At 65.2% G+C, this 22,026-nt stretch carries 27 protein-coding genes; 17 read left to right on the top strand and 10 right to left on the bottom strand.

Features of this window, described 5'->3' with window-relative positions:
* Positions 1–111 precede the first annotated feature (111 nt).
* The 4 genes from A3AS_RS0105220 to A3AS_RS0105205 are packed head-to-tail and all read right to left on the bottom strand — an operon-like array spanning position 112 to position 3,928.
* Positions 112–855, bottom strand: coding sequence for an ABC transporter ATP-binding protein (locus tag A3AS_RS0105220; protein ID WP_026201689.1), 744 nt, complete (start codon positions 853–855; stop codon positions 112–114).
* The gene (locus A3AS_RS0105215) at positions 852–1,685 is read right to left on the bottom strand and encodes an ABC transporter ATP-binding protein (RefSeq protein ID WP_018316538.1); all 834 of its coding nucleotides are present in this window, start codon (positions 1,683–1,685) and stop codon (positions 852–854) included. Before A3AS_RS0105215 ends, A3AS_RS0105220 begins: the two co-directional genes overlap by 4 nt.
* Complete coding sequence (livM, locus tag A3AS_RS0105210; RefSeq protein WP_018316537.1) at positions 1,682–3,001, bottom strand: high-affinity branched-chain amino acid ABC transporter permease LivM; 1,320 nt, start codon at positions 2,999–3,001, stop codon at positions 1,682–1,684. Before livM ends, A3AS_RS0105215 begins: the two co-directional genes overlap by 4 nt.
* A gap of 9 nt (positions 3,002–3,010) precedes the next feature.
* Positions 3,011–3,928 carry a branched-chain amino acid ABC transporter permease gene (locus tag A3AS_RS0105205; protein WP_018316536.1) on the bottom strand — a complete coding sequence of 306 codons (918 nt, stop codon included), beginning with the start codon at positions 3,926–3,928 and terminating at the stop codon, positions 3,011–3,013.
* Between the two features lie 275 nt (positions 3,929–4,203).
* On the opposite strand from A3AS_RS0105205, the gene A3AS_RS48150 reads away from it, so the two are divergent.
* Complete coding sequence (locus A3AS_RS48150; protein ID WP_018316535.1) at positions 4,204–4,386, top strand: hypothetical protein; 183 nt, start codon at positions 4,204–4,206, stop codon at positions 4,384–4,386.
* A 302-nt stretch (positions 4,387–4,688) separates the two neighbouring features.
* Complete coding sequence (locus A3AS_RS0105195; RefSeq protein WP_026201688.1) at positions 4,689–5,225, top strand: hypothetical protein; 537 nt, start codon at positions 4,689–4,691, stop codon at positions 5,223–5,225.
* On the opposite strand, the gene A3AS_RS0105190 is transcribed toward A3AS_RS0105195, so the two are convergent.
* The 3 genes from A3AS_RS0105190 to A3AS_RS0105180 are packed head-to-tail and all read right to left on the bottom strand — an operon-like array spanning position 5,187 to position 7,766.
* Positions 5,187–5,579 carry a carboxymuconolactone decarboxylase family protein gene (locus A3AS_RS0105190; protein ID WP_018316533.1) on the bottom strand — a complete coding sequence of 131 codons (393 nt, stop codon included), beginning with the start codon at positions 5,577–5,579 and terminating at the stop codon, positions 5,187–5,189. The two genes, A3AS_RS0105195 and A3AS_RS0105190, sit on opposite strands and share 39 nt — an antisense overlap.
* Positions 5,580–5,599: 20 nt before the next feature.
* Entirely contained in the window at positions 5,600–6,382 is a 783-nt protein-coding gene (gene pcaD, locus A3AS_RS0105185; protein WP_018316532.1) for a 3-oxoadipate enol-lactonase, read from the bottom strand.
* A gap of 28 nt (positions 6,383–6,410) precedes the next feature.
* Entirely contained in the window at positions 6,411–7,766 is a 1,356-nt protein-coding gene (locus tag A3AS_RS0105180; protein WP_018316531.1) for a 3-carboxy-cis,cis-muconate cycloisomerase, read from the bottom strand.
* A 172-nt stretch (positions 7,767–7,938) separates the two neighbouring features.
* Between A3AS_RS0105180 and A3AS_RS0105175 the strand changes: the two genes are divergently transcribed.
* The 11 genes from A3AS_RS0105175 to adhP all read left to right on the top strand — a co-directional run bounded on the left by A3AS_RS0105175 (position 7,939) and on the right by adhP (position 17,104).
* Positions 7,939–8,385 (top strand): carbon monoxide dehydrogenase subunit G, encoded by a 447-nt coding sequence (locus tag A3AS_RS0105175; protein WP_018316530.1) that lies wholly within the window; start codon positions 7,939–7,941, stop codon positions 8,383–8,385.
* A gap of 134 nt (positions 8,386–8,519) precedes the next feature.
* Complete coding sequence (locus A3AS_RS0105170; RefSeq protein WP_026201687.1) at positions 8,520–9,005, top strand: (2Fe-2S)-binding protein; 486 nt, start codon at positions 8,520–8,522, stop codon at positions 9,003–9,005.
* A gap of 27 nt (positions 9,006–9,032) precedes the next feature.
* Complete coding sequence (locus A3AS_RS0105165) at positions 9,033–9,839, top strand: xanthine dehydrogenase family protein subunit M (RefSeq protein ID WP_018316528.1); 807 nt, start codon at positions 9,033–9,035, stop codon at positions 9,837–9,839.
* Between the two features lie 60 nt (positions 9,840–9,899).
* Positions 9,900–10,823 (top strand): MoxR family ATPase, encoded by a 924-nt coding sequence (locus A3AS_RS0105160; RefSeq protein ID WP_018316527.1) that lies wholly within the window; start codon positions 9,900–9,902, stop codon positions 10,821–10,823.
* Between the two features lie 146 nt (positions 10,824–10,969).
* Positions 10,970–12,172 carry a VWA domain-containing protein gene (locus A3AS_RS0105155; protein WP_018316526.1) on the top strand — a complete coding sequence of 401 codons (1,203 nt, stop codon included), beginning with the start codon at positions 10,970–10,972 and terminating at the stop codon, positions 12,170–12,172.
* Between the two features lie 10 nt (positions 12,173–12,182).
* A complete protein-coding gene (locus A3AS_RS0105150) occupies positions 12,183–12,506 on the top strand; it encodes an XdhC family protein (RefSeq protein ID WP_007602422.1) in 324 nt (107 codons plus the stop codon).
* A gap of 2 nt (positions 12,507–12,508) precedes the next feature.
* On the top strand, positions 12,509–13,210 hold the full coding sequence (locus A3AS_RS0105145; RefSeq protein ID WP_018316525.1) for an XdhC family protein: 702 nt from the start codon (positions 12,509–12,511) through the stop codon (positions 13,208–13,210).
* Complete coding sequence (locus A3AS_RS0105140; protein ID WP_018316524.1) at positions 13,207–14,811, top strand: NTP transferase domain-containing protein; 1,605 nt, start codon at positions 13,207–13,209, stop codon at positions 14,809–14,811. The genes A3AS_RS0105145 and A3AS_RS0105140 overlap by 4 nt, the downstream gene beginning before the upstream one ends.
* 248 nt (positions 14,812–15,059) lie before the next feature.
* The gene (locus A3AS_RS0105135) at positions 15,060–15,449 is read left to right on the top strand and encodes a DUF4189 domain-containing protein (protein WP_018316523.1); all 390 of its coding nucleotides are present in this window, start codon (positions 15,060–15,062) and stop codon (positions 15,447–15,449) included.
* An 82-nt stretch (positions 15,450–15,531) separates the two neighbouring features.
* Positions 15,532–15,942, top strand: a complete 411-nt coding sequence (locus tag A3AS_RS0105130) for a DUF2000 family protein (RefSeq protein ID WP_018316522.1) — start codon at positions 15,532–15,534, stop codon at positions 15,940–15,942.
* 136 nt (positions 15,943–16,078) lie between these two features.
* The gene (gene adhP, locus A3AS_RS0105125; RefSeq protein ID WP_018316521.1) at positions 16,079–17,104 is read left to right on the top strand and encodes an alcohol dehydrogenase AdhP; all 1,026 of its coding nucleotides are present in this window, start codon (positions 16,079–16,081) and stop codon (positions 17,102–17,104) included.
* A 4-nt stretch (positions 17,105–17,108) separates the two neighbouring features.
* Here adhP and A3AS_RS0105120 read toward each other — a convergent pair whose 3' ends face one another.
* Genes A3AS_RS0105120 through A3AS_RS0105110 form a run of 3 tightly spaced genes read right to left on the bottom strand, consistent with a single transcriptional unit; the run spans position 17,109 to position 18,340 of the window.
* On the bottom strand, positions 17,109–17,522 hold the full coding sequence (locus tag A3AS_RS0105120; protein ID WP_018316520.1) for a GFA family protein: 414 nt from the start codon (positions 17,520–17,522) through the stop codon (positions 17,109–17,111).
* A 12-nt stretch (positions 17,523–17,534) separates the two neighbouring features.
* On the bottom strand, positions 17,535–18,008 hold the full coding sequence (locus A3AS_RS0105115) for an SRPBCC domain-containing protein (RefSeq protein ID WP_018316519.1): 474 nt from the start codon (positions 18,006–18,008) through the stop codon (positions 17,535–17,537).
* On the bottom strand, positions 18,005–18,340 hold the full coding sequence (locus A3AS_RS0105110) for a helix-turn-helix transcriptional regulator (protein ID WP_018316518.1): 336 nt from the start codon (positions 18,338–18,340) through the stop codon (positions 18,005–18,007). The genes A3AS_RS0105115 and A3AS_RS0105110 overlap by 4 nt, the downstream gene beginning before the upstream one ends.
* Positions 18,341–18,438: 98 nt before the next feature.
* Here A3AS_RS0105110 and A3AS_RS0105105 point away from each other — a divergent pair, with 98 nt between their 5' ends.
* The 4 genes from A3AS_RS0105105 to A3AS_RS0105090 are packed head-to-tail and all read left to right on the top strand — an operon-like array spanning position 18,439 to position 21,996.
* Positions 18,439–19,122: a TetR/AcrR family transcriptional regulator gene (locus tag A3AS_RS0105105; RefSeq protein WP_018316517.1), complete on the top strand. Its 684-nt coding sequence runs from the start codon at positions 18,439–18,441 to the stop codon at positions 19,120–19,122.
* Entirely contained in the window at positions 19,119–19,907 is a 789-nt protein-coding gene (locus A3AS_RS0105100) for an HlyD family secretion protein (RefSeq protein ID WP_018316516.1), read from the top strand. Before A3AS_RS0105105 ends, A3AS_RS0105100 begins: the two co-directional genes overlap by 4 nt.
* Entirely contained in the window at positions 19,904–20,836 is a 933-nt protein-coding gene (locus A3AS_RS0105095) for an ABC transporter ATP-binding protein (protein WP_018316515.1), read from the top strand. Before A3AS_RS0105100 ends, A3AS_RS0105095 begins: the two co-directional genes overlap by 4 nt.
* Positions 20,833–21,996, top strand: coding sequence for an ABC transporter permease (locus tag A3AS_RS0105090; protein ID WP_018316514.1), 1,164 nt, complete (start codon positions 20,833–20,835; stop codon positions 21,994–21,996). The genes A3AS_RS0105095 and A3AS_RS0105090 overlap by 4 nt, the downstream gene beginning before the upstream one ends.
* Positions 21,997–22,026: the final 30 nt, after the last annotated feature.

The raw sequence follows: 22,026 nt of genomic DNA, 5'->3' as shown, positions 1-22,026 counted from the left end.
CAAACCGGCGCCATTCTCGAATGAATTTACCGAGAAGTCACCGGCAAAATACGGGCATCGGCAGAGATATCTCGCCACACGGGGCCGCACGCGGGTCGGGCTGCCGGCCGGTCAGCCGTGCCGGCCGCCTTCCAGGTAGGCCGCGCGAATCTCGGGGCGCTGCAACAATTCGGCGCCGGTACCGGCCAGCGTGATCAGGCCATTGACCATGACATAGCCGCGATGGGCGAGCTTGAGGGCGTGGTTGGCGTTCTGCTCGACGATCAGGACGGTCAAGCCGTCCTGCCGGTTCAGGGTGCGGATCGCATCGAAGATCTGGCGCGCGATCAGCGGCGCAAGGCCAAGCGAGGGCTCGTCGAGCAGGAGCAGGCGGGGACGGCTCATCAAGGCGCGGCCGATCGCCAGCATCTGCTGCTCGCCGCCGGACAGCGTTCCGCCGCGCTGGGCGTAGCGTTCCTTCAGCCGCGGAAACAGCGTGAAGACGCGTTGCAGCGTCGCCTCGCGTTCGCCCTCGGTGCATTCGGTGGCATCCGCCCCCATCTGGAGGTTTTCCGCCACGCTCATGCGCGGGAAGACGCGGCGGCCCTCCGGCGATTGCGCAATGCGCAAATGCGCGATCTCGTGGGTGGGGACGTCGGTGATGTCGCGGCCTTCGTACAGGATCTGGCCGGCGCGGGCGCGCGGCTTGCCGAAGATCGTCATCATCAGCGTCGACTTGCCGGCGCCGTTGGCGCCGATCAGCGCCACGATCTCGCCGGCATTGATCTCGACGTCGACGCCCTTCAGCGCCTCGATCTTGCCGTAGGCGGCGCGCAAGCCCCGGATTGCGAGCAGAGGAGAGGGCGCCGCGGTCACGACCCGCCCTCCATCACGGCTGCCGCCTCTTCCTCGTCGGCGCCGAGATAGGCGGCGATCACCTTGGGATCGTCGCGGACCTCGCGCGGCGTGCCTTCGGCGATCTTGACGCCATGGTCCATCACCACGATGTGGTCGGAGATCTCCATCACCACCGACATGTCATGCTCGATCAGGAGGATCGAGGTGCCGAGCTCGTCGCGGATCGACAGCAGGAGCTCGCTCAAGGCTGCGCTCTCGCGCGCATTGAGGCCGGCAGCGGGCTCGTCCAGGCACAGAAGCGCGGGTTCGGTGCACATGGCGCGCGCGATCTCGAGCCGGCGCTGGTCGCCATAGGCGAAATTGCCGGCGGCATCGTCGGCGCGGTCGAGCAGATTGACCCGCTTGAGCCAGTCCGTGGCGAGATCAATGGCGCGCTTTTCGGCGTCGCGATAGCCGGGAGCGCCGATCAGGCCGAGGAAGGTGAAGCCGGAGGCGCGCATCAGTGCGTTGTGCTGCGCCACCATCAGGTTTTCCAGCGCGGTCATGCCGGGAAACAGCCGGATGTTCTGGAAGGTGCGAGCCACCTTGGCTTGCTTGGCGATGCGGAAATCGTTCAGCCGCTCCAGCGCGATCGTCCTGCCGCCGTCATGGGTGAGGCGAATGGCGCCGCCGCTCGGTTTGTAGAACCCGGTGATGCAGTTGAAGACGGTGGTCTTGCCGGCGCCGTTCGGCCCGATCAGCGCGGTGATCTTCTTCCGCTCGGCGGCGAAAGAAAGGTCCTGCACGGCAACGATGCCGCCGAAACGCATGGCGAGCTGGTCGACGCTGAGAATCTTGTCGCCGCTCATCCGTGCCCTTCCTTGACGAGGTCGGAGGAGATCGCTTGCGCCTTGGTCAGATACACGGTCGGTGCGCGATGACCGATCAGGCCGCGCGGCCGCCAGATCATGATCAGCACCATGGCCATGCCGAACACCAGCATGCGATAGCCCTCCAGACTCCGGAACAGTTCGAAGCCGCCGATCATGGCGAGCGCGGACAGCGCGACACCGAGCTGCGAGCCCATGCCGCCGAGGACGACGATGGCGAGCACCAGCGCCGATTCCTGGAAGGTGAAGGATTCCGGGCTGATGAAGCCCTGCCGGGTGGCGAAGAACGCGCCGGCAAAGCCGCCGAACATCGCACCCGTCGCGAACGCCGTGAGCTTGGTGGTCGTGGTGTTGATGCCGAGCGCGCGGCAGGCGACCTCGTCCTCGCGCAAGGCTTCCCAGGCCCGTCCGATCGGCAGGCGGCGCAGGCGGATCGTCGCCCAGTTGGTGAGCAGCGCCAGCGCCAGGATCAGATAGAACAGGAAGACGATGCGGTGCGTCGGCGAATATTCGATGCCGAGCCTGGCGGCGAGCCCGTCGTCGCTGTTGTCGAGCGGGATGCCGAAGAAGGTGGGGCGGGGAATGCCGGAGACGCCGTTGGGGCCGCCGGTGAGATCCTGCCAGTTGATGATGACGAGGCGGATGATCTCGCCGAAGGCGAGCGTCACGATGGCGAGATAGTCGCCGCGCAGGCGCAGCACGGGGAAGCCGAGCAGCACGCCCCAGAAGGCGGCGAGGATGCCGGCGAGCGGCAGGCAGATCCAGAACGACCAGCCGAAATTGGTGGCGAGCAGTCCGTAGGAATAGGCGCCGACCGCATAGAAGGCGACGTAGCCGAGATCGAGCAGGCCGGCGAGCCCGACCACGACGTTCAATCCCCAGCCCAGCATGACATAGGTCAGCACCAGGATCGCGAGGTCGAGGATGTAGCGCTGGTTATAGAAGATCACCGGCACCAGCAGCGTGAAGATCAGGAGCGCCGGCGCGAGGTAGCGGCCGATGAACGATATGCCGCTCTGCACCGCCGGCGGCACCAGCTTCTCGGCGCCGGTCGGGCCGATCCATTGCCGAAGCAGCTCGATCACGATCGAACCCCCGAATACGGCGGCGACGATGGAGGCGAGGTCGCCGAAGCGGGTCCAATAGGTGAGCTGGCCGGAGGCGCCCGCCTCGGTGCGGATGCCGATCATCAGCGAGAACAGCACCAGCGCGATCAGCGCGTTGATGAAGGCCGTCTTCAGGAGAGCGACGATGCCCGTTGCAGGTTTGGCCGTGTTGATCGAGGGAGCTGTCACGCGCGACCGTCAGACTTTTTCGACTTCGGGACGGCCGAGCAGGCCGGTCGGCATGAAGATCAGCACCACGATCAGGATCGAGAACGCGGCGACATCCTTGTACTCGACCGAGAAATAGGCCGACCAGAACGTCTCGATCAGGCCGATCGCGAGGCCGCCGAGCATGGCGCCGGGCAGCGAGCCGATGCCGCCGAGCACCGCAGCGGTGAACGCCTTGATGCCGGCAACGAAGCCCATGAAGAAATCGACGAGGCCGTAATAGAGCAGGTACATCAGGCCCGCGACCGCGGCGAGCGCGGCACCGATCACGAAGGTCATGGAGATGGTGCGGTCGACGTCGACGCCGAGCAGCGCCGCCATGGTCTGGTCCTGCTCGCAGGCGCGCATGTCGCGTCCGAGCCGGGTGCGCGACACCAGCCAGGTGAAGAGGGCCAGCAGTACGATGGTGGTGATCACCACCATGATCTGGATGTTGGAGAGCTGGATCACGAAGCCGTCCGTGCTCTCATGCAGGGTGTAGCCGCCGGTGATGAAGGGCGGGATCGGCTTGACGCGCGCGCCTTGCGCCACTTGCGAAAAATTGGTCAGCACGAAGGACATGCCGATCGCCGACAGCATCGGGGCGAGGCGGAAGGAGTGGCGAAGCGGCCGGTAGGCGATGCGCTCGATGGTCCAGCCATAGAGCGCGGTGATCGCCATCGAGACCAGCAGCACGACCAGCAGGATCAGCGGGATCGCGGTCAGTCCGAACGAGATCAGGATCAGGAAGGTGATCAGGGCGATGAAGCCGCCGATCATGAAGACGTCGCCATGGGCGAAGTTGATCATGCCGACGATGCCGTAGACCATCGTGTAGCCGATGGCGATCAGGCCGTAGATCGAGCCCAGAACGAGACCGTTGATGAGCTGCTGGGCGAAGTAATCCATGGGCTGCCGTACCAAACCTGACGCGGGCTCAAAGGGAGCTCTTAGGAGAGTGGGTTTCTTGGGCCGTTTCTTGGGCCCCGGCAGCCCCTGGCATTCTTCCGGATTTGTAACAGGAGGGAACTGGCGGCTGCAACAGCTCACGCTCCGGCAAAAGGTCTTGTACAGAACTCATTTGGCCGGCGGTTCCGCAACTGCGAGGAACCCGGTTCCGCGGGCAACCAAAGCTGATGCCGGCCGTTATCTCGCCTCTGACGTCCAACAAGGGAGTTCCCCGAATGACGAAGCAGCAGAACCAGAATCCGGGTCAGCAGAGTCAGAACCCCGGCCAGCAGCGCCCAGGTCAACAGCCGGGCCAGCAGCAGGGCGGCGGCCAGAAACCCGGACAGCAGCAGCAGAACGATCCGATGCGCCAGGGCGATCGGCCCGGCCAGCAGCAGGGCGGCCAGCAGGACAAGTAATTTGGGAGCCCGAGAACGAAGGGTAGTGAGGAGGGCCCCGCCGCAAGGCGGGGTCTTTTTTGGTGGGCAATTGTTTGCCGCGTTATTCCGGGATGGTGCGTTGGCACCAGACCCGGAATCTCGAGATTCTCAGGTGCGCAATTGCGCACCATAGCTCGATGCTGCGCATCGCCCCGGAATGACGAGGGGCAGGGCAGTTAAGGTAAACAAAGGGTTTAAATTGCCGCCACAGTCTGATGCGAGTTAGCTCCCGGCAAAGCCTTCCCAGCGGAAGGCGCGTGGTCGACGAAGCGGGAAGCGGCATGTTCAGGAATTGGCGGATCGGCTCGGTCAACGGCGCGCTGCTGGCGGCCTATTTCATTCCGGCCTGGACCATCGTCGCCTTCAACATCATCGTCGCGCCGGTGCACGGCCTCTACGAGCGGCCGAGCGTTGCCGTCGCACTGTTCCTCAGCGACCATCTCCAGATGGCAGGGATGAGCACGGTGCGCGCGGCCTGGCTGCTTGCGCTGGGCCGGCTCACAGTGGTGGCGTTCTTTGCGATCTATCTCGCTCTGCTCTGCGTGCCCCGAATCCGTAAGTCCGGCGGCAGCGATGAGGCGCTCGGGATCGCGCTGGCGATCGGCAGCCTGATCTCGTTTGCCAGCATGGTGATGGCTTCGAAGGTCGGCGAGATGGCCGCGCTCCGGCTGCATGCCACCGAGCTGCTGCTGCTGCTCGGTGCTGCCATCGTGATCCTGATCGAGCGGCCCGATGCTGCTCCGCAGATCGTCGAGACCCCTGCCGAGATCCCTGCCTCGCTAGGACTCGAGCAGGCCGAGCTCCTGCACAATCGCTGAGGCTTCCTTGACGGCGTGGTTCGCCGCCGGCACGCCGCAATAGATTGCCTGCTGCAGCAGGATTTCCTTGATGTCGTCGGGGGTGAAGCCGCCTTCGGCGAGCGCCGCACGCACGTGCAGGCGAAACTCGTCCCATTGCCCGAGTGCGACCATGGTGCCGATCACCAGCACCCGGCGCGTGCGCTCGTCGAAATGCGGCCGCGTCCAGATTTCGCCCCAGGCGTAGCGGGTGATCATGTCCTGGAAGTCGGTGTTGAAGGCGTTGCGGTTCGCGATCGACTTGTCGACCCAGGCATTGCCCAGCACCTTTCGGCGCACGTTCATGCCGGCATCGCGGCGCTTCTGGTCGTCCATTGTGTTTCTCCGGATAACAACTAGCGCTGCGTCAAAAATCCCACCACCGCATCCGTGAACGCGTGCGGCTGCTCGACGTTGGAAATGTGGGCGGCGTCGATGATGGTCATGCTTGCGCCCGGAATATTCGAGCGGATCAGCTCACCCGCCGAGATCGGCGTCGCCATGTCGTGGCGGCCGGCGATCACCAATGTCGGGCTCTTGATTTTCGGCAGCAGCGCGCGCTGGTCGAGCGTCGACAGCGCCTCGCAGCAGGCGAGGTAGCCTTCGACGGGCGAGGCCAGCAGCATCGACTTCATCTTCGCGGTGATGTCAGGCTCGCGCTCGCGGAAATCCTGCGTCAGCCATCCTGCGATCACGGCATCGGCGACCGCGGCGATGCCGCCCTTCTTCACGGCGTCGATGCGCTCCAGCCATTTGGTCGGCTCGGCATAGTAGCAGGAAGTGTTGGCGAGGATGAGCTTGCCGAAGCGCTCCGGCGCGTTGGCGCCCAGCCATTGCCCGACCATGCCGCCCATCGAGAGGCCGCACCAATGCACCTTCTCGATGTTGAGGTCGTCGAGGATCGCGAGCACGTCGCGGCCGAAGCGCTCCATGGTGTAAGGGCCGGGCGGAACGTTCGACTTGCCGTGGCCGCGGCGGTCGTAGCGGATGACGCGAAATACCTGCGTCAGCGCCTTCATCTGGGGCTCCCACATCTGCAGCGTGCAGCCGAGCGAGTTGGACAGCATCAGCGTCGGCCCGCCGTCGCGGCCCTCGACGGAGACGTTGAGCAGGCAACCGTCGGCATCGATCATGGGCATGCGGCGTCTCCGTCGTATTCTGCGGTCTTTATTTGCGGTCGAGGCTGTCGAGCAGCCGGTCGATCAAGGCTTGGGAAGCCCCTTGATAGGCCATCGGTTCGAACAATGCCGCAATTTTTTCCGGCGAAAGGTGCGCAGTGACCTGCGAATCGGCGGTCAGCACCTCGCGCAGATGCTTCTTCTCGGCGACCGCGCGCTTGCTGGCGGCCTCGATGAGATGATGCGCCTCGCTCTTGCCGATCTTGTCGGCCAGCGCAAAGGTGACCGCTTCCGCCATGATCAGCCCGTGGGTTGCATCGAGATTGCTGCGCATGCGCGCTGCGTCGACGTCGAGGCCCTCGGCGATGTCGACGATGGCGGCCAGCGCCCCCGAGGTGACCAGCATCAATTGCGGCAGCGTCGGCCATTCCGCGTGCCAGGGACCCGCGCTGCGCTCATGATCCTGCACTTGAGCCGCAAATATCGTCGCTGCAAGCTGCGGAGCCATTGTGGCGGCGCCCAGCGCGCTTGCGGCGGAGACCGGGTTGCGCTTGTGCGGCATGGTCGAGGAGCCTCCGCGGCCTTCGCCGGCGGGCTCGAAGGCTTCGCCGACATCGGTCTGCATCATCAGCGAAACGTCGCGCGCAATCTTGCCGCAGGTTCCGGCCAGAATAGCGAAAGCCGAAGCGACCTCCGCGATGCGGTCGCGATGGGTGTGCCAGGGCGCTTCCGGTAGCGGCAGGTTCAGCTCCTGCGCGAGACGCTCTGCCACGGCAAGCCCCTTGTCCCCGAGGGCCGCGAGCGTGCCGGCGGCGCCGCCGAATTGCAGCGCGAGGCCCTCCCGGGACAGCCGCCGCAGGCGGCATCGGGCGCGGGCGAGGCTTGCGGCATATTCGGCGGCCTTGAGCCCGAACGGCATCGGCAGCGCGTGCTGCAGCCAGGTCCGTGCCACCATCGCGGTGTTGCGATGGCTGCGCGCCAGCGCGGCGAATCCCCTGATGGCGCGGCTGAGGTCGGCGTCCAGCGCATCGAGGCCGGCGCGAAGCGTGAGCATGGTCGCGGTGTCGATAACATCCTGGCTGGTTGCGCCCCAATGCACGTAGCGCGCGGCCTCCGTGTCGGCCTTGCCGACATTGGCGGTCAGCATCTTGACCAGGGGAATCGCCAGATTGCCCGATCGCGTCGCGGCCTCCGCCAGCGCCGCCATGTCAAAGGAATCGGCCTTGCATGCGGCCTCGATCGAGACCACCGCAGAGGCCGGAATCACATCCGTGGCGGCCTCCGCGCGTGCCAGGGCTGCCTCGAAATCGAGCATGTTCTGCAGGGTCGACCGGTCATCGCAGACCGCGCGCATGGCGGCGCTCGACAGCATCGGTGCGAGCAGGGGGGAGAGGGATGTGCTCATGTTGCGCGCGACCTAATCATCATGGCCCGGCTGTGCCAATCCCCAAGCGCCCGCACACGTCTTTTTGCAGTTGCGAATATGCATTGCACGTGACCGGGCGCCGCCCTTTCCTTTGCCGCGTCCCTGCGTTACTTGATCAGCACAATAGTTACGCGATCCGGGAGGCACCCTCATGGCCATGACGATGAACGGCGAAGTCCAGCTTGCGGCGTCCCGTGAGGCCGTGTGGGCCAAGCTCAACGATCCCGACGTGCTGAAGGCCTGCATCCCGGGCTGCGAGGAGCTCGAGAGGACCGAGGACGGCGGCTTTCGCGCTACGGCGAAAATGAAGGTCGGCCCGGTGTCGGCACGCTTCAAGGGCAAGGTCACACTCTCTGATCTCGACCCGCCGAACGGCTACAAGATCTCGGGCGAGGGCGAGGGCGGGGTCGCCGGCTTCGCCAAGGGTGGCGCGGTGGTCAAGCTGGCGGAGAAGGACGGCGGCACGCTGCTGTCCTACGATGTCGAGGCGCAGATCGGCGGCAAGTTGGCGCAGCTCGGCCAGCGCCTCATCAACGGCGCCGCCAAGAAACTTGCCGACGAATTTTTCGCGAACTTCGCCAAGGCGGTACAGGGCTGAAGGTCATCGCCTTCGGCATGGCACCTTGCGTCCCGGGCGATGTTGCCCCGGGGCATAATGGCCCATATGATGGGTTGGAATAATTATAAGAACCGCTTCGACGGGACCCGTCGGGGCGCTGATAGAGAGTGCTTATGGCAAAAATCTCCCTCATCGTGAACGGCAATCCAGTCACCGCCAACGTCGATCCCCGCACCCTCCTGGTGCAGTTTCTGCGCGAGAATCTGCGCCTGACCGGCACCCATGTCGGCTGCGACACCTCGCAGTGCGGCGCCTGCGTCGTGCATGTCGACGGCAAGGCCGTGAAATCCTGCACCACGCTTGCGGTGATGGCCGACGGCCACGAGGTCAAGACGATCGAGGGGCTGGCCGCAGACGGCGCGCCGCTGCATCCGATGCAGGAGGCCTTCCGCGAGCACCATGGCCTGCAATGCGGGTTCTGCACGCCGGGCATGATCATGACCGCGATCGACATCGTGCACCGCAAGGGCAACGAGCTCGACGACCATACGATCCGGGAAGAACTAGAAGGCAATCTCTGCCGCTGCACCGGCTATCAGAACATCGTCGCCTCGATCTCCGCCGGCGCCAAGGCGATGGCGAAATCCGACCTCGCGTAACGCGCATCCCGCGATCAGGACATTCAGATGTACGAATTCAAATATCATCGCCCCGGGACCGTTCGGCAGGCCGCCAACCTCCTGGTGAAGAACGAAGACGCCAAGGTGATCGCCGGCGGCCACACGCTGATTCCCGTCATGAAGCAGCGCCTCGCCAGCCCCCCGCATCTGGTCGACCTCTCCCATATCGAGGGGCTCAATACGATAGAGATGAAGGGCCGTTCGCTGGTGATCGGCGCCACCGCCAAGCACGCCGAGGTCGCGACCTCCGCGGTCGTCGGCGAGGCGATCCCGGCGCTCGCGAATCTTGCCGGCGGAATCGGCGATCCCGCCGTACGTCACAAGGGCACGATCGGCGGCTCGCTCGCCAACAACGACCCGACCGCGGACTATCCGGCCGCCGTGCTCGCGCTGGGCGCGACCATCGTTACCAACAAGCGGCGCCTCAAGGCCGAAGAGTATTTCCAGGGCCTGTTCTCGACCGCGCTGGAAGCCGACGAGATCATCACCAAGGTGATGTTCCCGCTGCCGAAGAAGGCGGCCTACATCAAGTTCCGCAATCAGGCCTCGCGCTATGCGCTGGTCGGGGTGTTCGTGGCACGGCGTCCGTCCGACGTGCGGGTTGCCGTCACCGGCGCTGGCTCCGAAGGCGTGTTCCGCGTCACTGCGTTCGAGGAAGCCCTCAAGAAGCGCTTCGCCGCGAAGGCGCTTGACGGCATCGAGGTGCCGGCCGAGGGCCTCAACAGCGATATCCACGGCAGCGCCGAATACCGCGCGCACCTCATCGGCGTGCTGACGCGGCGTGCCCTCGATGCCGCCAATGCCAAGGAGTGAGTGAACCTCACGCCTCGGCCAAACTTGTCCCGGTGAGGGCGTAGCGAGACTGGCTTTTTCATGACTTCAGCGGCCAATACTTCCGGGGCCTTGCCGGCATCGGTCGATGCGATGCTCGAACTCCTGACGTCGCGCGGCTATCTCGCGGAGCGGTCGCTGGCGACGGTGACTTATCTCTCGCTGCGGATGGGCCGGCCGCTGTTCCTGGAAGGCGAGGCCGGCGTCGGCAAGACCGAGATCGCCAAGGTCTTGTCCGCAGCGCTCGGCCGGAAGCTGATCCGCCTGCAGTGCTACGAAGGCCTCGACGTCTCCTCCGCGGTCTACGAGTGGAACAGCGCCGCGCAAATGATCGCGATCCGGATGGCGGAAGCCGCTGGCGACACCGATCGCGACCAGCTCTCGAGCGACATCTTCGCCGACCGCTACATGATCAAGCGGCCGCTGCTCCAGGCGCTGGAGCCCGACGTTGCGGGACCACCGGTGCTGCTGATCGACGAGCTCGATCGCGCCGACGAGGCGTTCGAGGCGTACCTGCTCGAAATCCTCAGCGACTTCCAGGTGACGATCCCCGAATTCGGCACCGTCAAGGCGCCCGCCGCGCCGATCGTCATCATCACCTCCAACCGCACTCGCGAGATCCACGACGCGCTGAAGCGACGCTGTCTCTATCACTGGGTCGATTATCCCGCGGCCGAGCGCGAGCTCGCGATCGTCAAGTCGCGTGTGCCCGGCATCTCCGCAAAGCTGTCGCAGCAGGTCGTGCGCTTCGTGCAGGCTTTGCGCAACCAGGACTTCTACAAGTCGCCGGGCGTCGCCGAGACCATCGACTGGGCCACCGCGCTGTCGGAGTTAGATGCCCGCTCGCTGACCCCGCAAGTGGTCGGCGACACGCTGGGCGCGCTGCTCAAGTACCAGGACGACATTACCCGGATGCAGGGCGACACCCTGCAGAAGGTGCTGAAGGAAGCAACGAGCGAGAATTGACGCGCGTCATTTGAGTTCGTCATTCCGGGGCGCGCGTCAGCGCGAACTCCGGTGCGCAATTGCGCACCTGAGAATCTCGCGCTGCAATCTCTGGATTCCGGGTTCGTCGCTGCGCGACGCCCGGAATGACGGAGCGAGGATAGATCATGGCCATCAACCACCTGGCGCCCGAGCAGACCGAGCAATTCGCCGACAACATCGTCGGCTTCGCCCGCGCGCTGCGCTCTGCGGGCATGCCGGTCGGGCCGGGCGCTGTCATCGACGCCATGAGCGCGCTCCAGGTGATCGACATCGGCAACCGCGCCGACGTCTTCACCACGCTGGAGGCGATCTTCGTCAAGCGCCATGAGCACGCGCTGATCTTCAAGCAGGCCTTCAACCTGTTCTTCCGCGCCTCGGAAGAGTGGAAGCACATGCTGGATTCGGTGCCGCTGCCGGACGAGGCCAAGAAGAAGCCGCAGGCGGGCTCCCGCCGCGTGCAGGAGGCGATGTCGCAGCCGCGCATGACCGAGACGCCGCAGCACCAGGAGCAGGATCTGCGCCTGTCGGTGTCCGACAGGGAGATCCTTCAGAAGAAGGATTTTGCGCAGATGAGTGCGGCGGAGATCGCCGAGGCGCTGCGTGCCGTCGAGCGGATGCATCTGCCGCAGGCCGAGCTTCTGACCCGCCGGCAGCGGCCTGATGCGCGCGGGCTTCGCCTTGACCTCCGCCGCACGCTGCGCGCCTCCTTGCGCACCGGCGGCGACATCATCGATATCCATCGCCTTGGGCGGATCGAGAAGCCGGCGCCGATCGTGGCGCTGCTCGATATCTCGGGCTCGATGAACGAGTACACCCGCCTGTTCCTGCATTTCCTCCATGCCATCGGCGATGCGCGCAAGCGCGTCTCGGTGTTCCTGTTCGGTACCCGGCTGACCAACGTCACCCGCGCGCTGCGCCAGCGCGATCCCGACGAGGCGCTGGCGAGCTGCTCGGCCTCGGTCGAGGACTGGGCCGGCGGCACGCGGATCTCGGCCTCGCTGCACAACTTCAACAAATTGTGGGCGCGGCGCGTGTTGAGCCAGGGCGCCATCGTGCTCCTGATCTCCGACGGGCTGGAGCAGGAGGCGGATTCCAGGCTCGCCTTCGAGATGGACCGGCTGCACCGCTCGTGCCGGCGCCTGATCTGGCTCAACCCGCTGCTGCGGTTCGGCGGCTTCGAGGCCAAGGCCCAGGGCATCAAAATGATGCTCCCGCACGTTGACGAATTCCGCCCGGTACATAATTTGAGTTCGATCCAGGAGCTGATCACGACGCTCTCCCGGCCGCTGCCGCCGCATCACCGCAGCCTGATCCGCTCCGCAGCTTGAGAGGCACCCCATGCTCGATCGCGACGAGGATATTCTTAAGGCGGCGGAGGACTGGCAAAAGGCGGGCCGTGGCGTCGCGCTCGCCACCGTGGTGGAGACCTGGGGCTCGGCGCCGCGCCCGGCGGGCTCCAGCCTCGTCATCAACGACGAGGGTACATTCCTGGGCTCGGTCTCCGGCGGCTGCGTCGAGGGCGCCGTGGTCACCGAGGCCATGGACGTGATCCAGAGCGGCAAGCCGAGGATGCTGGAGTTCGGCGTCGCGGATGAGACCGCCTGGAACGTTGGGCTGTCGTGCGGCGGTACCATTCGCGTCTTCGTCGAGAAGGTCGGTTAGCCGTGAAGCTCGAGATCCTGCACGAACTCAATGCCGAGCGGGCCGCGCGCCGGCCGGTGATCGTGGTGACCGACACCGAGAGCGGCGAGCAGCGCCTGGTGAAGGCGAAGGATTTTGCAAAAGATCCGTTGCGCGCCGAACTCGACAAGCAACTCCGCATGGGCAAGAGCGCCAATGTCGAGGCCGGCGGCAAGAAGCTGTTCTTCAACGTCTACGCGCCGACAGCAAAACTCGTCATCGTCGGCGCGGTCCATATCAGCCAGGCCTTGGCGCCGCTGGCGCGCTCGCTCGGCTATGACGTGACCGTCGTGGATCCGCGCACGGCGTTCGCCAGCCCCGAGCGCTTTCCCGACGTTCCGCTGGTGGCCGAATGGCCGGACACGGCGCTGCCGCCGCTCAATGTCGATGCCTACACCGCCTTCGTCGCGGTGACGCACGATCCCAAGATCGACGACCCGGCGCTGCTGCACGCCTTCGAGCGCGGCTGCTTCTATATCGGCGCGCTCGGTTCGCGGAAGACGCACGCCAAGCGCGGCGACCGGCTGCGGGCGCAGGGCGCCAAGGAAAGCGACATCGCGCGCATTCACGCGCCTATTGGCCTTGCGATCGGCGCGGTCTCCCCGTCCGAGATCGCGGTGTCGATCATGGCGGAGATCACGGCGGTGCTCCGCCTGCCTCCCAAGGAAAAAGAAGAAGCGGCATGAAGTTCGGCCCGGCGAGCCCTCAGGATGCCATCGGCGGGGTGACCGTCCACACCCTGCGCCAGGGACCGCTGGTGCTGAAGAAGGGCACGACGATCGGGCCTGCCGAGGTCGAGCAGCTCACGCGGGCCGGCATCAAGGACATCGTCGTGGTGCGCATGGAGGCGGGCGACGTCTCCGAGGACGTTGCGGCCGCCGGCATCGCGCTGGCCGTCGGCGGCGAGGGCATTCATGTCGAGCGCGCCTTCACCGGCCGCGCCAATCTGTTCGCCGCACGTCCGGGTGTGCTGGTGATCGACCGCGCTGCGGTCGACCGCATCAACAACATCGACGAGGCCATCACCTTTGCGACGCTCACCGCCTACAAGCCGGTGGTCGAGGGCGAGATGGTCGGCACCGTCAAGATCATCCCGTTCGGCGTCGAAGGAAGTTTGCGCGATGCCGCGGTGAAGGCCGCAGGCAAGGACGTGCTGAAGATCGCGCCTTACGTGATCCAGCGCGTCGGCGTGGTCTCGACGCTGCTGCCGGGCTTGTCATCCAAGGTGATCGACAAGACGCTGCGCGTCACGGCCGAACGGTTGGCACCCGCCGGTGCCAGCATCATCGCCGAGCGGCGGGTCCAGCACGACGAAGCTGCCCTGTCAGCCGCGATCAAGGAGTTGCTCGGCCTCGGTGCCGAGCTCGTCATCGTGTTCGGGGCCTCCGCGATCGCCGATCGCCGCGACGTGATTCCGGCGGCGGTCACCAGGATCGGCGGCGAGATCGAGCATTTCGGCATGCCGGTCGATCCCGGCAATCTCTTGCTGATCGCGCGGGCCGGCGACGTTCCGGTGCTGGGCGCACCGGGCTGTGCGCGCTCGCCGGTCGAGAACGGTTTTGATTGGGTCTTGATGCGGCTTCTCGCCGGCATCAAGGTGACGCGGTCCGAACTCATGGGCATGGGCGTCGGGGGCCTCCTGATGGAGATCGTGACGCGGCCGCAGCCGCGCGCGCAGCCCGAGACCGAGGGCAATAGCCAGGTCGCCGCCATCGTGCTCGCTGCGGGCCGTTCGACCCGAATGGGCGGGCCAAACAAGCTTCTCGCCGAACTCGACGGCAAGAAGCTGGTGCGAATCGCGACCGAGCAGGCGCTGGCCTCCAAGGCCTCCGAGGTGATCGTGGTCACCGGCCACCAGACCGAGCTGGTCGAGCAGGCGCTGCAGGGCCTGAAAGTGCGGTTCGTCAGGAATCCGGATTTTGCCGGCGGGATCGCCAGCTCGGTCAAGGCCGGCATCGCTGCCGTCCCCGAAACGTGCGACGGCGCCGTGGTGTGTCTGGGCGACATGCCGCTGATCGATGCTGGCCTGATCGACCGTCTCATCGACGGCTTTGCGCCCGACCGTGGCAATCTCATCGTCGTGCCCGTCAGCGAGGGCCGCCGCGGCAATCCCGTGCTGTGGTCGCGCCGCTTCTTCAAGGAGCTGATGACGCTCGATGGCGACGTCGGCGCGCGCCACCTGATCGCCAAGCACACGGAGGCGGTTGCGGAGGTGCCGGTGGACGGCGAGAGCGCCTTCCTCGACATCGACACGCCGCAGGCGCTGGAAGCTGCGCGAGGCGGATAACGGTGCCGCAAACGACGGTGCAGTAGGGTGGGCAAAGGCGCGGAGCGCCGTGCCCACGGTCTCTTCGTTACGATCGACAATTGGTGGGCACGCTTCCGCCTTCGCTCTTCGAGCTACGGCGGACAAGTCGCTTTGCCCACCCTACGGCACCTCCCCAAGCCTCTTCCGATTTCAACCACCCGTTCACCATCTGGAAACGACCGGCGCTTAGAGTTGCCTCCACCTGCCTTGGGGGGAGGGGATTTTCCATGGCTTCGAACGTCGTCGCGCGCCGTTGCGCGATGTTTTGCTTTGTCTTGTCAGTTGCCGTCACGGGCGCCCGCTATGTCACCGAAGCGCATGCCGCCGGTGCGATTGCAGTCGGCAAATGCGGCGCTTATGGCCAGGCCTTTGATTACGGCCACGAGCACGAGGCGCGTGCCGCGGCGCAGAAGCAGTGCAAGGGCGATTGCACGACGGTGACGATGAAGCGCGCCTGCGCCGCGATGTCGGTCGATATGACCAACCCTTGCGGCGCTTATGGCTACGCCGTCAAGCCGAAGATTTCGGCCTCGCTCAACGCCGCCACGCGCGAATGCTACAAATACGGCGGCAAGGAATGCGTGATCCGCGCCTGGGCCTGCGATGCCAAGGGTTGATTTCGTCGAGCGCTGATTCCTCTTGCTGTCATTCCGGGGCGATGCGTAGCATCGAGCCCGGAATGACAATCGAAGGAACCACATGCAATTCGACACCAAGATCGCGGTCGTGATCCGCACCGATCTTCAGGCCTGGCAGAAGCTCAACGTTGCGTCCTTCCTCACCAGCGGCATCGCTGCGGCCTTTCCCGAATGCATCGGCGAAGCCTATGAGGACGCCTCGGGCACGAAATATCATGCGCTGATCGGTCAGCCGATCCTGATCTATGGCGCCGATGGTCCGGCGTTGTCGCGCGCGCTGGACCGTGCGCTCGCGCGCAACGTCAAGCCGGCGGTCTATACCGAGGACATGTTCAGCACCACGCACGATGCCGCCAACCGTGAGGCGGTGAGGGTGGTTGCGCGCAACGATCTCAATCTCGTCGGCATCGCCATGCGCGCCGAGCGCAAGGTGATCGACAAGATCCTCGACGGCCTCAAGTTCCATAGCTGACACGCCGCATCCGCGCGGCGTCATCGTGGTGTCATGATGGGGCCGGCCCTGCGCAAACTTTGTGCTGTTTGACCCCCGTCAAAGGAGCACCGGACGGCATCGCTATTCTGCTTCGCAAAGCGCAGAGGAGCAGCAGATGCCGACCATGAAGGCCGCAATCGTCAAGCAATTCGGCAAGCCACTGGTGATCGAGGATGTGCCGGTGCCGCAGCCCGGTCCCGGCGAGATTCTGGTCAAGGTGAAGGCCTGCGGCGTCTGTCACACCGATCTGCATGCAGCCTCCGGCGACTGGCCGGTGAAGCCGGTTCCTCCGTTCATTCCCGGCCACGAGGCTGCCGGCACCGTCGCTGCACTCGGGCCCGGCGTGAAGAATTTGAAAGTGGGGGATGCCGTCGGCGTCGCCTGGCTGCACGATGCCTGCATGTCCTGCGAATATTGCGAGACCGGCTGGGAGACCCTGTGCGAGCACCAGCACAACACCGGCTACAGCGTCAACGGCGGCTTCGCCGAATATGTCATCGCCTCGGCCGCCTTCGCCGCAAAGCTGCCGACGACGGTCGATTTCGCCGCCATCGCGCCGATCCTTTGCGCTGGCGTTACCACCTACAAGGGATTGAAGGAGACGGAGGCCAGGCCCGGCGAGTGGGTGGTGATCTCAGGCGTTGGCGGGCTTGGTCACGTCGCGATCCAGTACGCCAAGGCGATGGGGCTGAAAGTTGCCGCGGTCGACATCGCCGAGGACAAGCTCGAGCTGGCGCGCGAAACCGGCGCAGATCTCGCGGTCAACGCACTCGCGGATGGCGCGGTCGACAAAGTTCTTGCGGCAACCGGCGGCGGGGCTCACGGCGTGCTGGTGACGGCGGTCTCGACCGCCGCTTTCGCCCAGGCGCTGAAGATGGTGCGCCGGAAGGGCACCGTCAGCCTCGTCGGCCTGCCGCCGGGCGAATTCCCGACGCCGATCTTCGACGTCGTCCTCAAGCGCATCACGGTGCGCGGCTCCATCGTCGGCACGCGGCGCGATCTCGACGAAGCCGTCGCATTCGCTGCGGACGGCAAGGTGAAGGCCGAAGTGACGAAGGTGCCCCTGGCGCAAATCAACGACGTCTTCGAGCGGATGAAGGCCGGCAAGATCGACGGCCGCATGGTGCTGGATTTCGGCTAGCGTCTCATCCAGGCGGCATGCCTTCGAACTTGACCAGGCTGGGATCGAGGCGATCCCAGTCATGGCCGCGCGCGGCGAAAGTGACCGCCTGCGGCTTGTAGCGGGCTGGCTCGTCGAGGCTCGCTGCGCGAATTGTGAAGACGTCGGGCTGTGCCGCGAAGGTCATGTATACAGGCACGCCGCATTGCGTGCAGAAGCCGCGCGTCTTCACGTTGCCGCTGTCGGCGACCATGTCCCAATGCTTCGCCTCGCCGGTTAGCGTCACGCCGGCACGCGCGAACGTCGCGTATGAGCCATGTGCACTGCCGCTTTCGCGCTGGCAGTCGCGGCACTGGCAGTGATTGCTGAACAGGGGCTCGCCGACAATCGAATAGCGGATCGCGCCGCAGGCGCAGCCGCCGGTATAGGGCTTGTCCATCGCGATGCTTTCCTACTTGTCTTCGCCGGAGATGGCATCGAGCCGCTGCAGCACCTTGACCCAGCCGTCGCTCATGTTGCGATAAGCGGTGTCGTTCGTCGGCGTCACGAAGCCCGAATGCACCACGCGCACGCGCGTCCCGGCTTCGACCGGCGTGAGGGACCAGGTGACGACGGTGTCGAGCGCCGAGCCGTAACCGGTGTTACCCTCGTCGCCACCCTTCCAGGCAAAGGCGAAGCGTTGGTTCGGCACGACCTCCAGAACGCGGCAACGGATCGTGCCATCCCACGCGCCGGCCGGGTTGGTCTTGAACGTGAAGGTGTTGCCTTCGACGGCCTCGAAACCGGTCGGTGGCATCAGCCAGCGTGCAATCAACTGTGCGCTGGTCAGCGCCTTCCAGATCGTTGCGACGGCGTGAGGGAAGACCTCGTCGATGACGATGTCTTTGGTCTGGTGTTGGGCTTGAGCTTTGGAAGCAGCACTCACGGATCGATCTCCTTCAAGAGGTCACGCAGGTTCTGGAAGCGCTCGCGCCAGAACACGCCGTAATGGTCCATCCAGGTGACCAGCGGTTCGAGCCCTTGCGGTGCGGCGCGGTAATAGACGTTGCGGCCCTCGGCGCGCTCGGCGACGAGTCCGGCCTGCTTCAGGGACTTCAGGTGCTGCGAGATCGCGCCCTGGGTCACGCCGCTGCCGCGCGTCAGTTCGGCGACGCTGATCTCCCTGCTCTCGAACACGCGCTCGAACACCGCTCGGCGCGTCGGGTCGGCGAGGGCGCGCATCACGGTGGTGACGGGGTTTGGAGCAGTTTCGATCATGACATTCAATTAGCCAGGGCTAATTCATTAGTCAATGCTAATCCTTCTGCTTGTATCGCGGTATTGACTGTGACTGACTGGTCAGTCATATATATCTGATGATGAAGAAGTCGACCAAGCTCGCCAACAAGTCGGCCTTGAGCGCAGAGCCTGCGTCAGCCCGCGGAGAGGTGCCTGCATCGAATCGCGCTGCGCGCGCGCAGGAGCGGCGCGCAGCGATCGTGGAGGCCGCGATGGAGGAGTTCATCGCCCGCGGTTTCGCCGCAACGCGACTCGACGACATTGCCAAACGCGCCGGCGTCGCCAAGGGCACGATCTACCTGCACTTCAAGGACAAGGAATCAATGTTCGAGGAGCTGGTGCGCATCGTGATCGTTCCTGTCGTGGCTCGGCTGACCGCGCTGCCGCCGCCGACTGGCTCGGTGCGCGACCTCATCGAGGCGTTTGCCAGCAATTTCCTGAAAGAGGTCATCGGCACCAGGCGTGGCGATCTGGTGCGGCTGATCGTGGCGGAGGGGCCGCGCTTTCCGGCCGTCGCCGACTTCTACTACCGCGAGGTCGTCTCACGCGGGATCGCCGCCATGCGCGCGCTGATCGAGCTCGGCATCGCCCGGGGCGAGATCCGCGAGAAGGACCTCGCGCGCTATCCGCAGATCCTGGTCGCGCCCGCAATGATCGCGGTGATCTGGCAGAGCCTGTTTGCGCGGCACGCGCCGCTCGATGCGCAGGACATGCTGCGCGTTCATCTCGATTTGATTTTTGGCGAACGGAGGACGACATGAGGTCGTCGCAAACAATTTTCAGCATTGCATTGGTGATGGCGCTCGCAGCCTCGCTCGCCGGCTGCCAGGAAAAGCGCGATCCCGGTTTCCAGGGCTGGGTCGAGGCCGACATGATCTTCGTCAGCCCCGACGAAGCCGGGCGGGTCACCAAGCTGAACGTCCGCGAAGGCGACGAGGTCAAGGTCGGCGATCACCTCTATTCCGTCGATGACGATCTCCAGCTTGCCGACCTCAACCAGCAGAAGGCGACGCTCGCGAACGCGCAGCAGACCTATGATCGTGCGGCCTCGTTGAACAAGACCGGTTCGGGCACGCAGGCCAATCTCGATTCCGCCGTGTCCGCCTTGCGCGTCGCGGAGGCGCGGGTGGCGACCTCGGAGACACGGATGGCGCGTCGCAAGGGCTTTGCGCCGGTTGCCGGCACCATCCAGCAGATCTATTTCCGCGAGGGGGAGATGGTGGCGGCGCAGCGGCCGGTGCTATCGATCATGCCGCCCGGTAACATGAAGCTGCGCTTCTTCGTGCCGGAGACCGAGTTGCCGAAGCTCGCGATCGGCGACACGGTGCGCATCTCGTGCGATAATTGCGCGGCCGACCTCACCGCAAAGATCTACTTTATTGCGACCTCGGCCGAATACACCCCGCCTGTCATCTACAGCCTCGATGAGCGCAACAAGCTGGTCTATCTGATCCAGGCGCGGCCGTCGCGCCCCGACGCGCTGCGGGTCGGACAGCCGATCGACGTCTATCTCAATCCCAAGACCCCGGTGGCGGACAAGCGATGAACGGTGGCAACGGCATCGCGATCGACGTCAAGGGCCTGACCAAATCGTTTGGCGGCCGCGAGGTCGTGCATGATCTGTCGATGCAGGTGAAGCGCGGCTCGATCTACGGCTTCCTCGGGCCCAACGGCTCGGGCAAGACCACGACCATCCGTATCCTCTGCGGCCTCCTTACCCCCGATAGCGGCGAGGGCACCTGTCTCGGCTACGACATCCGCCGCGATGCCGAAAAGATCAAGCGCCAGGTCGGCTACATGACCCAGCGCTTCAGCCTTTATCAGGATCTCTCGGTGCGCGAGAACCTCGAATTCGTGGCGCGGCTCTATGGTCTGGCCGATGCGCGCGGCGCCGCGCGCGACATGATCAAGCGGCTCGGGCTCTCCGGGCGCGAGGAGCAACTTGCGGGCGAACTCTCGGGCGGCTGGAAGCAGCGCTTGGCGCTGGGGGCCTGCACGCTGCCCAATCCGCAATTGCTGCTGCTGGACGAGCCCACCGCCGGCGTCGATCCCAAGGCGCGGCGCGACTTCTGGAACGAGATCCACGCGCTGGCCGCCGAGGGCCTCACCGTCCTGGTCTCGACCCACTACATGGACGAGGCCGAGCGCTGTCACGAGATCGCCTACATCGCATACGGCCATCTGCTGACCCACGGCACGGTGGAGGAGGTGATCGCGAAATCCGCGCTGACGACTTACACCGTAACGGGCGAGGACCTCAACGGGCTCGCGGCCGAGCTCACCGGCAAGGCCGGGATCGACATGGTGGCGCCGTTCGGCACCTCGCTGCACGTGTCGGGGCGTGACGTCGCCGCGCTCGAAGCCAGCGTCGCGCCATGGCGCGAAAGAGACGGCTTGCACTGGCACAAATCGTCGCCGTCGCTGGAAGACGTGTTCATCGAGCTGATGGGGCGCTCCAAGGACAATTTCCAATGAGCGCCGTCGAACATCCCGCACCACGGCACGAGATCCGCGAGCGCTTCGGCTTCCTGCGGCGCTCCTATGCGATGCTGATCAAGGAGTTCATCCAGCTGAGGCGCGACCGCGTCTCGTTCGCGATGATCGTGATGCTGCCGGTGATGCAGCTGATGCTGTTCGGCTATGCCATCAACACCACGCCGCGCCATCTGCCGAGCGCGGTGCTGCTCCAGGAGGATTCCGATCTCGCCCGCTCGATCCTGAAGGCGCTGGAGAACACCGCCTATTTCCGCTTCCTCTATGAGGTGCACGACGTCGACGATTTCGACAACCTCCTGAAATCCGGCAAGGTGCTGTTCGGTGTCGAGATCCCGCGCGGCTTCGAGCGGGCGGTACGGCGTGGCGACAGGCCGGCGCTGCTGGTCGCGGCCGATGCGACCGATCCGGTGGCGGCGAGCTCGGCGATCGGCTCGCTCGGCATGATCGTGCAGACCGCGCTCAAGCACGATCTCTATATCGGCGATCCCCCGGAGATGCCGTTCGAGATCCGTGCGCATGCCCGCTATAATCCGGCCGCGGCCTCCAGCCTCAACATCGTGCCGGGCCTGGTCGGCACCATCCTCACCATGACCATGCTGATCTTCACCGCGCTGTCGGTCACGCGCGAGGTCGAGCGCGGCACCATGGAGAGCCTGCTGTCGATGCCGATCAAGCCGGTCGAGGTGATGTTCGGCAAGATCGTGCCTTACGTGCTGGTCGGCTTCGTGCAGGCGTTCCTCATCATCGGGATCGGCGTCGGTCTGTTCGGCGTCCCCGTGCTCGGCAATCTGTTTCTGCTGGCGCTGCTCTCGACGCTGTTCATCACCACCAACCTGTCGATCGGCTACACCATCTCGACGGTGGTGCAGAACCAGCTCCAGGCCATGCAGATGTCGATGATGTTCTTCCTGCCAAGCATTCTGCTGTCCGGATTCATGTTTCCCTTCGCGGGGATGCCGACCTGGGCCCAATATCTCGGCGAATGCCTGCCCCTGACGCATTACCTTCGCATCGTCCGCGCCATCATGCTGAAGGGCGCGACCATGCAGAATCTGCATTTCGACGCCCTGGCGCTGGCGATCCTGATGGCGCTTGCCATGACCATCGCCGTGACGCGCTTCCGCCGCACGCTGGATTAAGGCACAATGCCCCGGAATCGAGGGGCGGGA

The organism is Bradyrhizobium sp. WSM2793, assembly GCF_000379585.1.
Taxonomy (GTDB): Bacteria; Pseudomonadota; Alphaproteobacteria; order Rhizobiales; family Xanthobacteraceae; genus Bradyrhizobium.
This window is presented reverse-complemented; position numbering and strand designations above follow the sequence as displayed.

What these genes read in the sequence shown, in the direction of transcription:
- A3AS_RS0105215 (WP_018316538.1), bottom strand. Translation starts at nt 1,685, where the DNA reads ATGAGCGGCGACAAGATTCTCAGCGTCGACCAGCTCGCCATGCGTTTC.
- A3AS_RS0105205 (WP_018316536.1), bottom strand. Translation starts at nt 3,928, where the DNA reads ATGGATTACTTCGCCCAGCAGCTCATCAACGGTCTCGTTCTGGGCTCG.
- A3AS_RS48150 (WP_018316535.1), top strand. Translation starts at nt 4,204, where the DNA reads ATGACGAAGCAGCAGAACCAGAATCCGGGTCAGCAGAGTCAGAACCCC.
- A3AS_RS0105195 (WP_026201688.1), top strand. Translation starts at nt 4,689, where the DNA reads ATGTTCAGGAATTGGCGGATCGGCTCGGTCAACGGCGCGCTGCTGGCG.
- A3AS_RS0105190 (WP_018316533.1), bottom strand. Translation starts at nt 5,579, where the DNA reads ATGGACGACCAGAAGCGCCGCGATGCCGGCATGAACGTGCGCCGAAAG.
- pcaD (WP_018316532.1), bottom strand. Translation starts at nt 6,382, where the DNA reads ATGCCCATGATCGATGCCGACGGTTGCCTGCTCAACGTCTCCGTCGAG.
- A3AS_RS0105180 (WP_018316531.1), bottom strand. Translation starts at nt 7,766, where the DNA reads ATGAGCACATCCCTCTCCCCCCTGCTCGCACCGATGCTGTCGAGCGCC.
- A3AS_RS0105175 (WP_018316530.1), top strand. Translation starts at nt 7,939, where the DNA reads ATGGCCATGACGATGAACGGCGAAGTCCAGCTTGCGGCGTCCCGTGAG.
- A3AS_RS0105170 (WP_026201687.1), top strand. Translation starts at nt 8,520, where the DNA reads ATGGCAAAAATCTCCCTCATCGTGAACGGCAATCCAGTCACCGCCAAC.
- A3AS_RS0105165 (WP_018316528.1), top strand. Translation starts at nt 9,033, where the DNA reads ATGTACGAATTCAAATATCATCGCCCCGGGACCGTTCGGCAGGCCGCC.
- A3AS_RS0105160 (WP_018316527.1), top strand. Translation starts at nt 9,900, where the DNA reads ATGACTTCAGCGGCCAATACTTCCGGGGCCTTGCCGGCATCGGTCGAT.
- A3AS_RS0105155 (WP_018316526.1), top strand. Translation starts at nt 10,970, where the DNA reads ATGGCCATCAACCACCTGGCGCCCGAGCAGACCGAGCAATTCGCCGAC.
- A3AS_RS0105150 (WP_007602422.1), top strand. Translation starts at nt 12,183, where the DNA reads ATGCTCGATCGCGACGAGGATATTCTTAAGGCGGCGGAGGACTGGCAA.
- A3AS_RS0105140 (WP_018316524.1), top strand. Translation starts at nt 13,207, where the DNA reads ATGAAGTTCGGCCCGGCGAGCCCTCAGGATGCCATCGGCGGGGTGACC.
- A3AS_RS0105135 (WP_018316523.1), top strand. Translation starts at nt 15,060, where the DNA reads ATGGCTTCGAACGTCGTCGCGCGCCGTTGCGCGATGTTTTGCTTTGTC.
- A3AS_RS0105130 (WP_018316522.1), top strand. Translation starts at nt 15,532, where the DNA reads ATGCAATTCGACACCAAGATCGCGGTCGTGATCCGCACCGATCTTCAG.
- adhP (WP_018316521.1), top strand. Translation starts at nt 16,079, where the DNA reads ATGCCGACCATGAAGGCCGCAATCGTCAAGCAATTCGGCAAGCCACTG.
- A3AS_RS0105120 (WP_018316520.1), bottom strand. Translation starts at nt 17,522, where the DNA reads ATGGACAAGCCCTATACCGGCGGCTGCGCCTGCGGCGCGATCCGCTAT.
- A3AS_RS0105110 (WP_018316518.1), bottom strand. Translation starts at nt 18,340, where the DNA reads ATGATCGAAACTGCTCCAAACCCCGTCACCACCGTGATGCGCGCCCTC.
- A3AS_RS0105105 (WP_018316517.1), top strand. Translation starts at nt 18,439, where the DNA reads ATGATGAAGAAGTCGACCAAGCTCGCCAACAAGTCGGCCTTGAGCGCA.
- A3AS_RS0105100 (WP_018316516.1), top strand. Translation starts at nt 19,119, where the DNA reads ATGAGGTCGTCGCAAACAATTTTCAGCATTGCATTGGTGATGGCGCTC.
- A3AS_RS0105095 (WP_018316515.1), top strand. Translation starts at nt 19,904, where the DNA reads ATGAACGGTGGCAACGGCATCGCGATCGACGTCAAGGGCCTGACCAAA.
- A3AS_RS0105090 (WP_018316514.1), top strand. Translation starts at nt 20,833, where the DNA reads ATGAGCGCCGTCGAACATCCCGCACCACGGCACGAGATCCGCGAGCGC.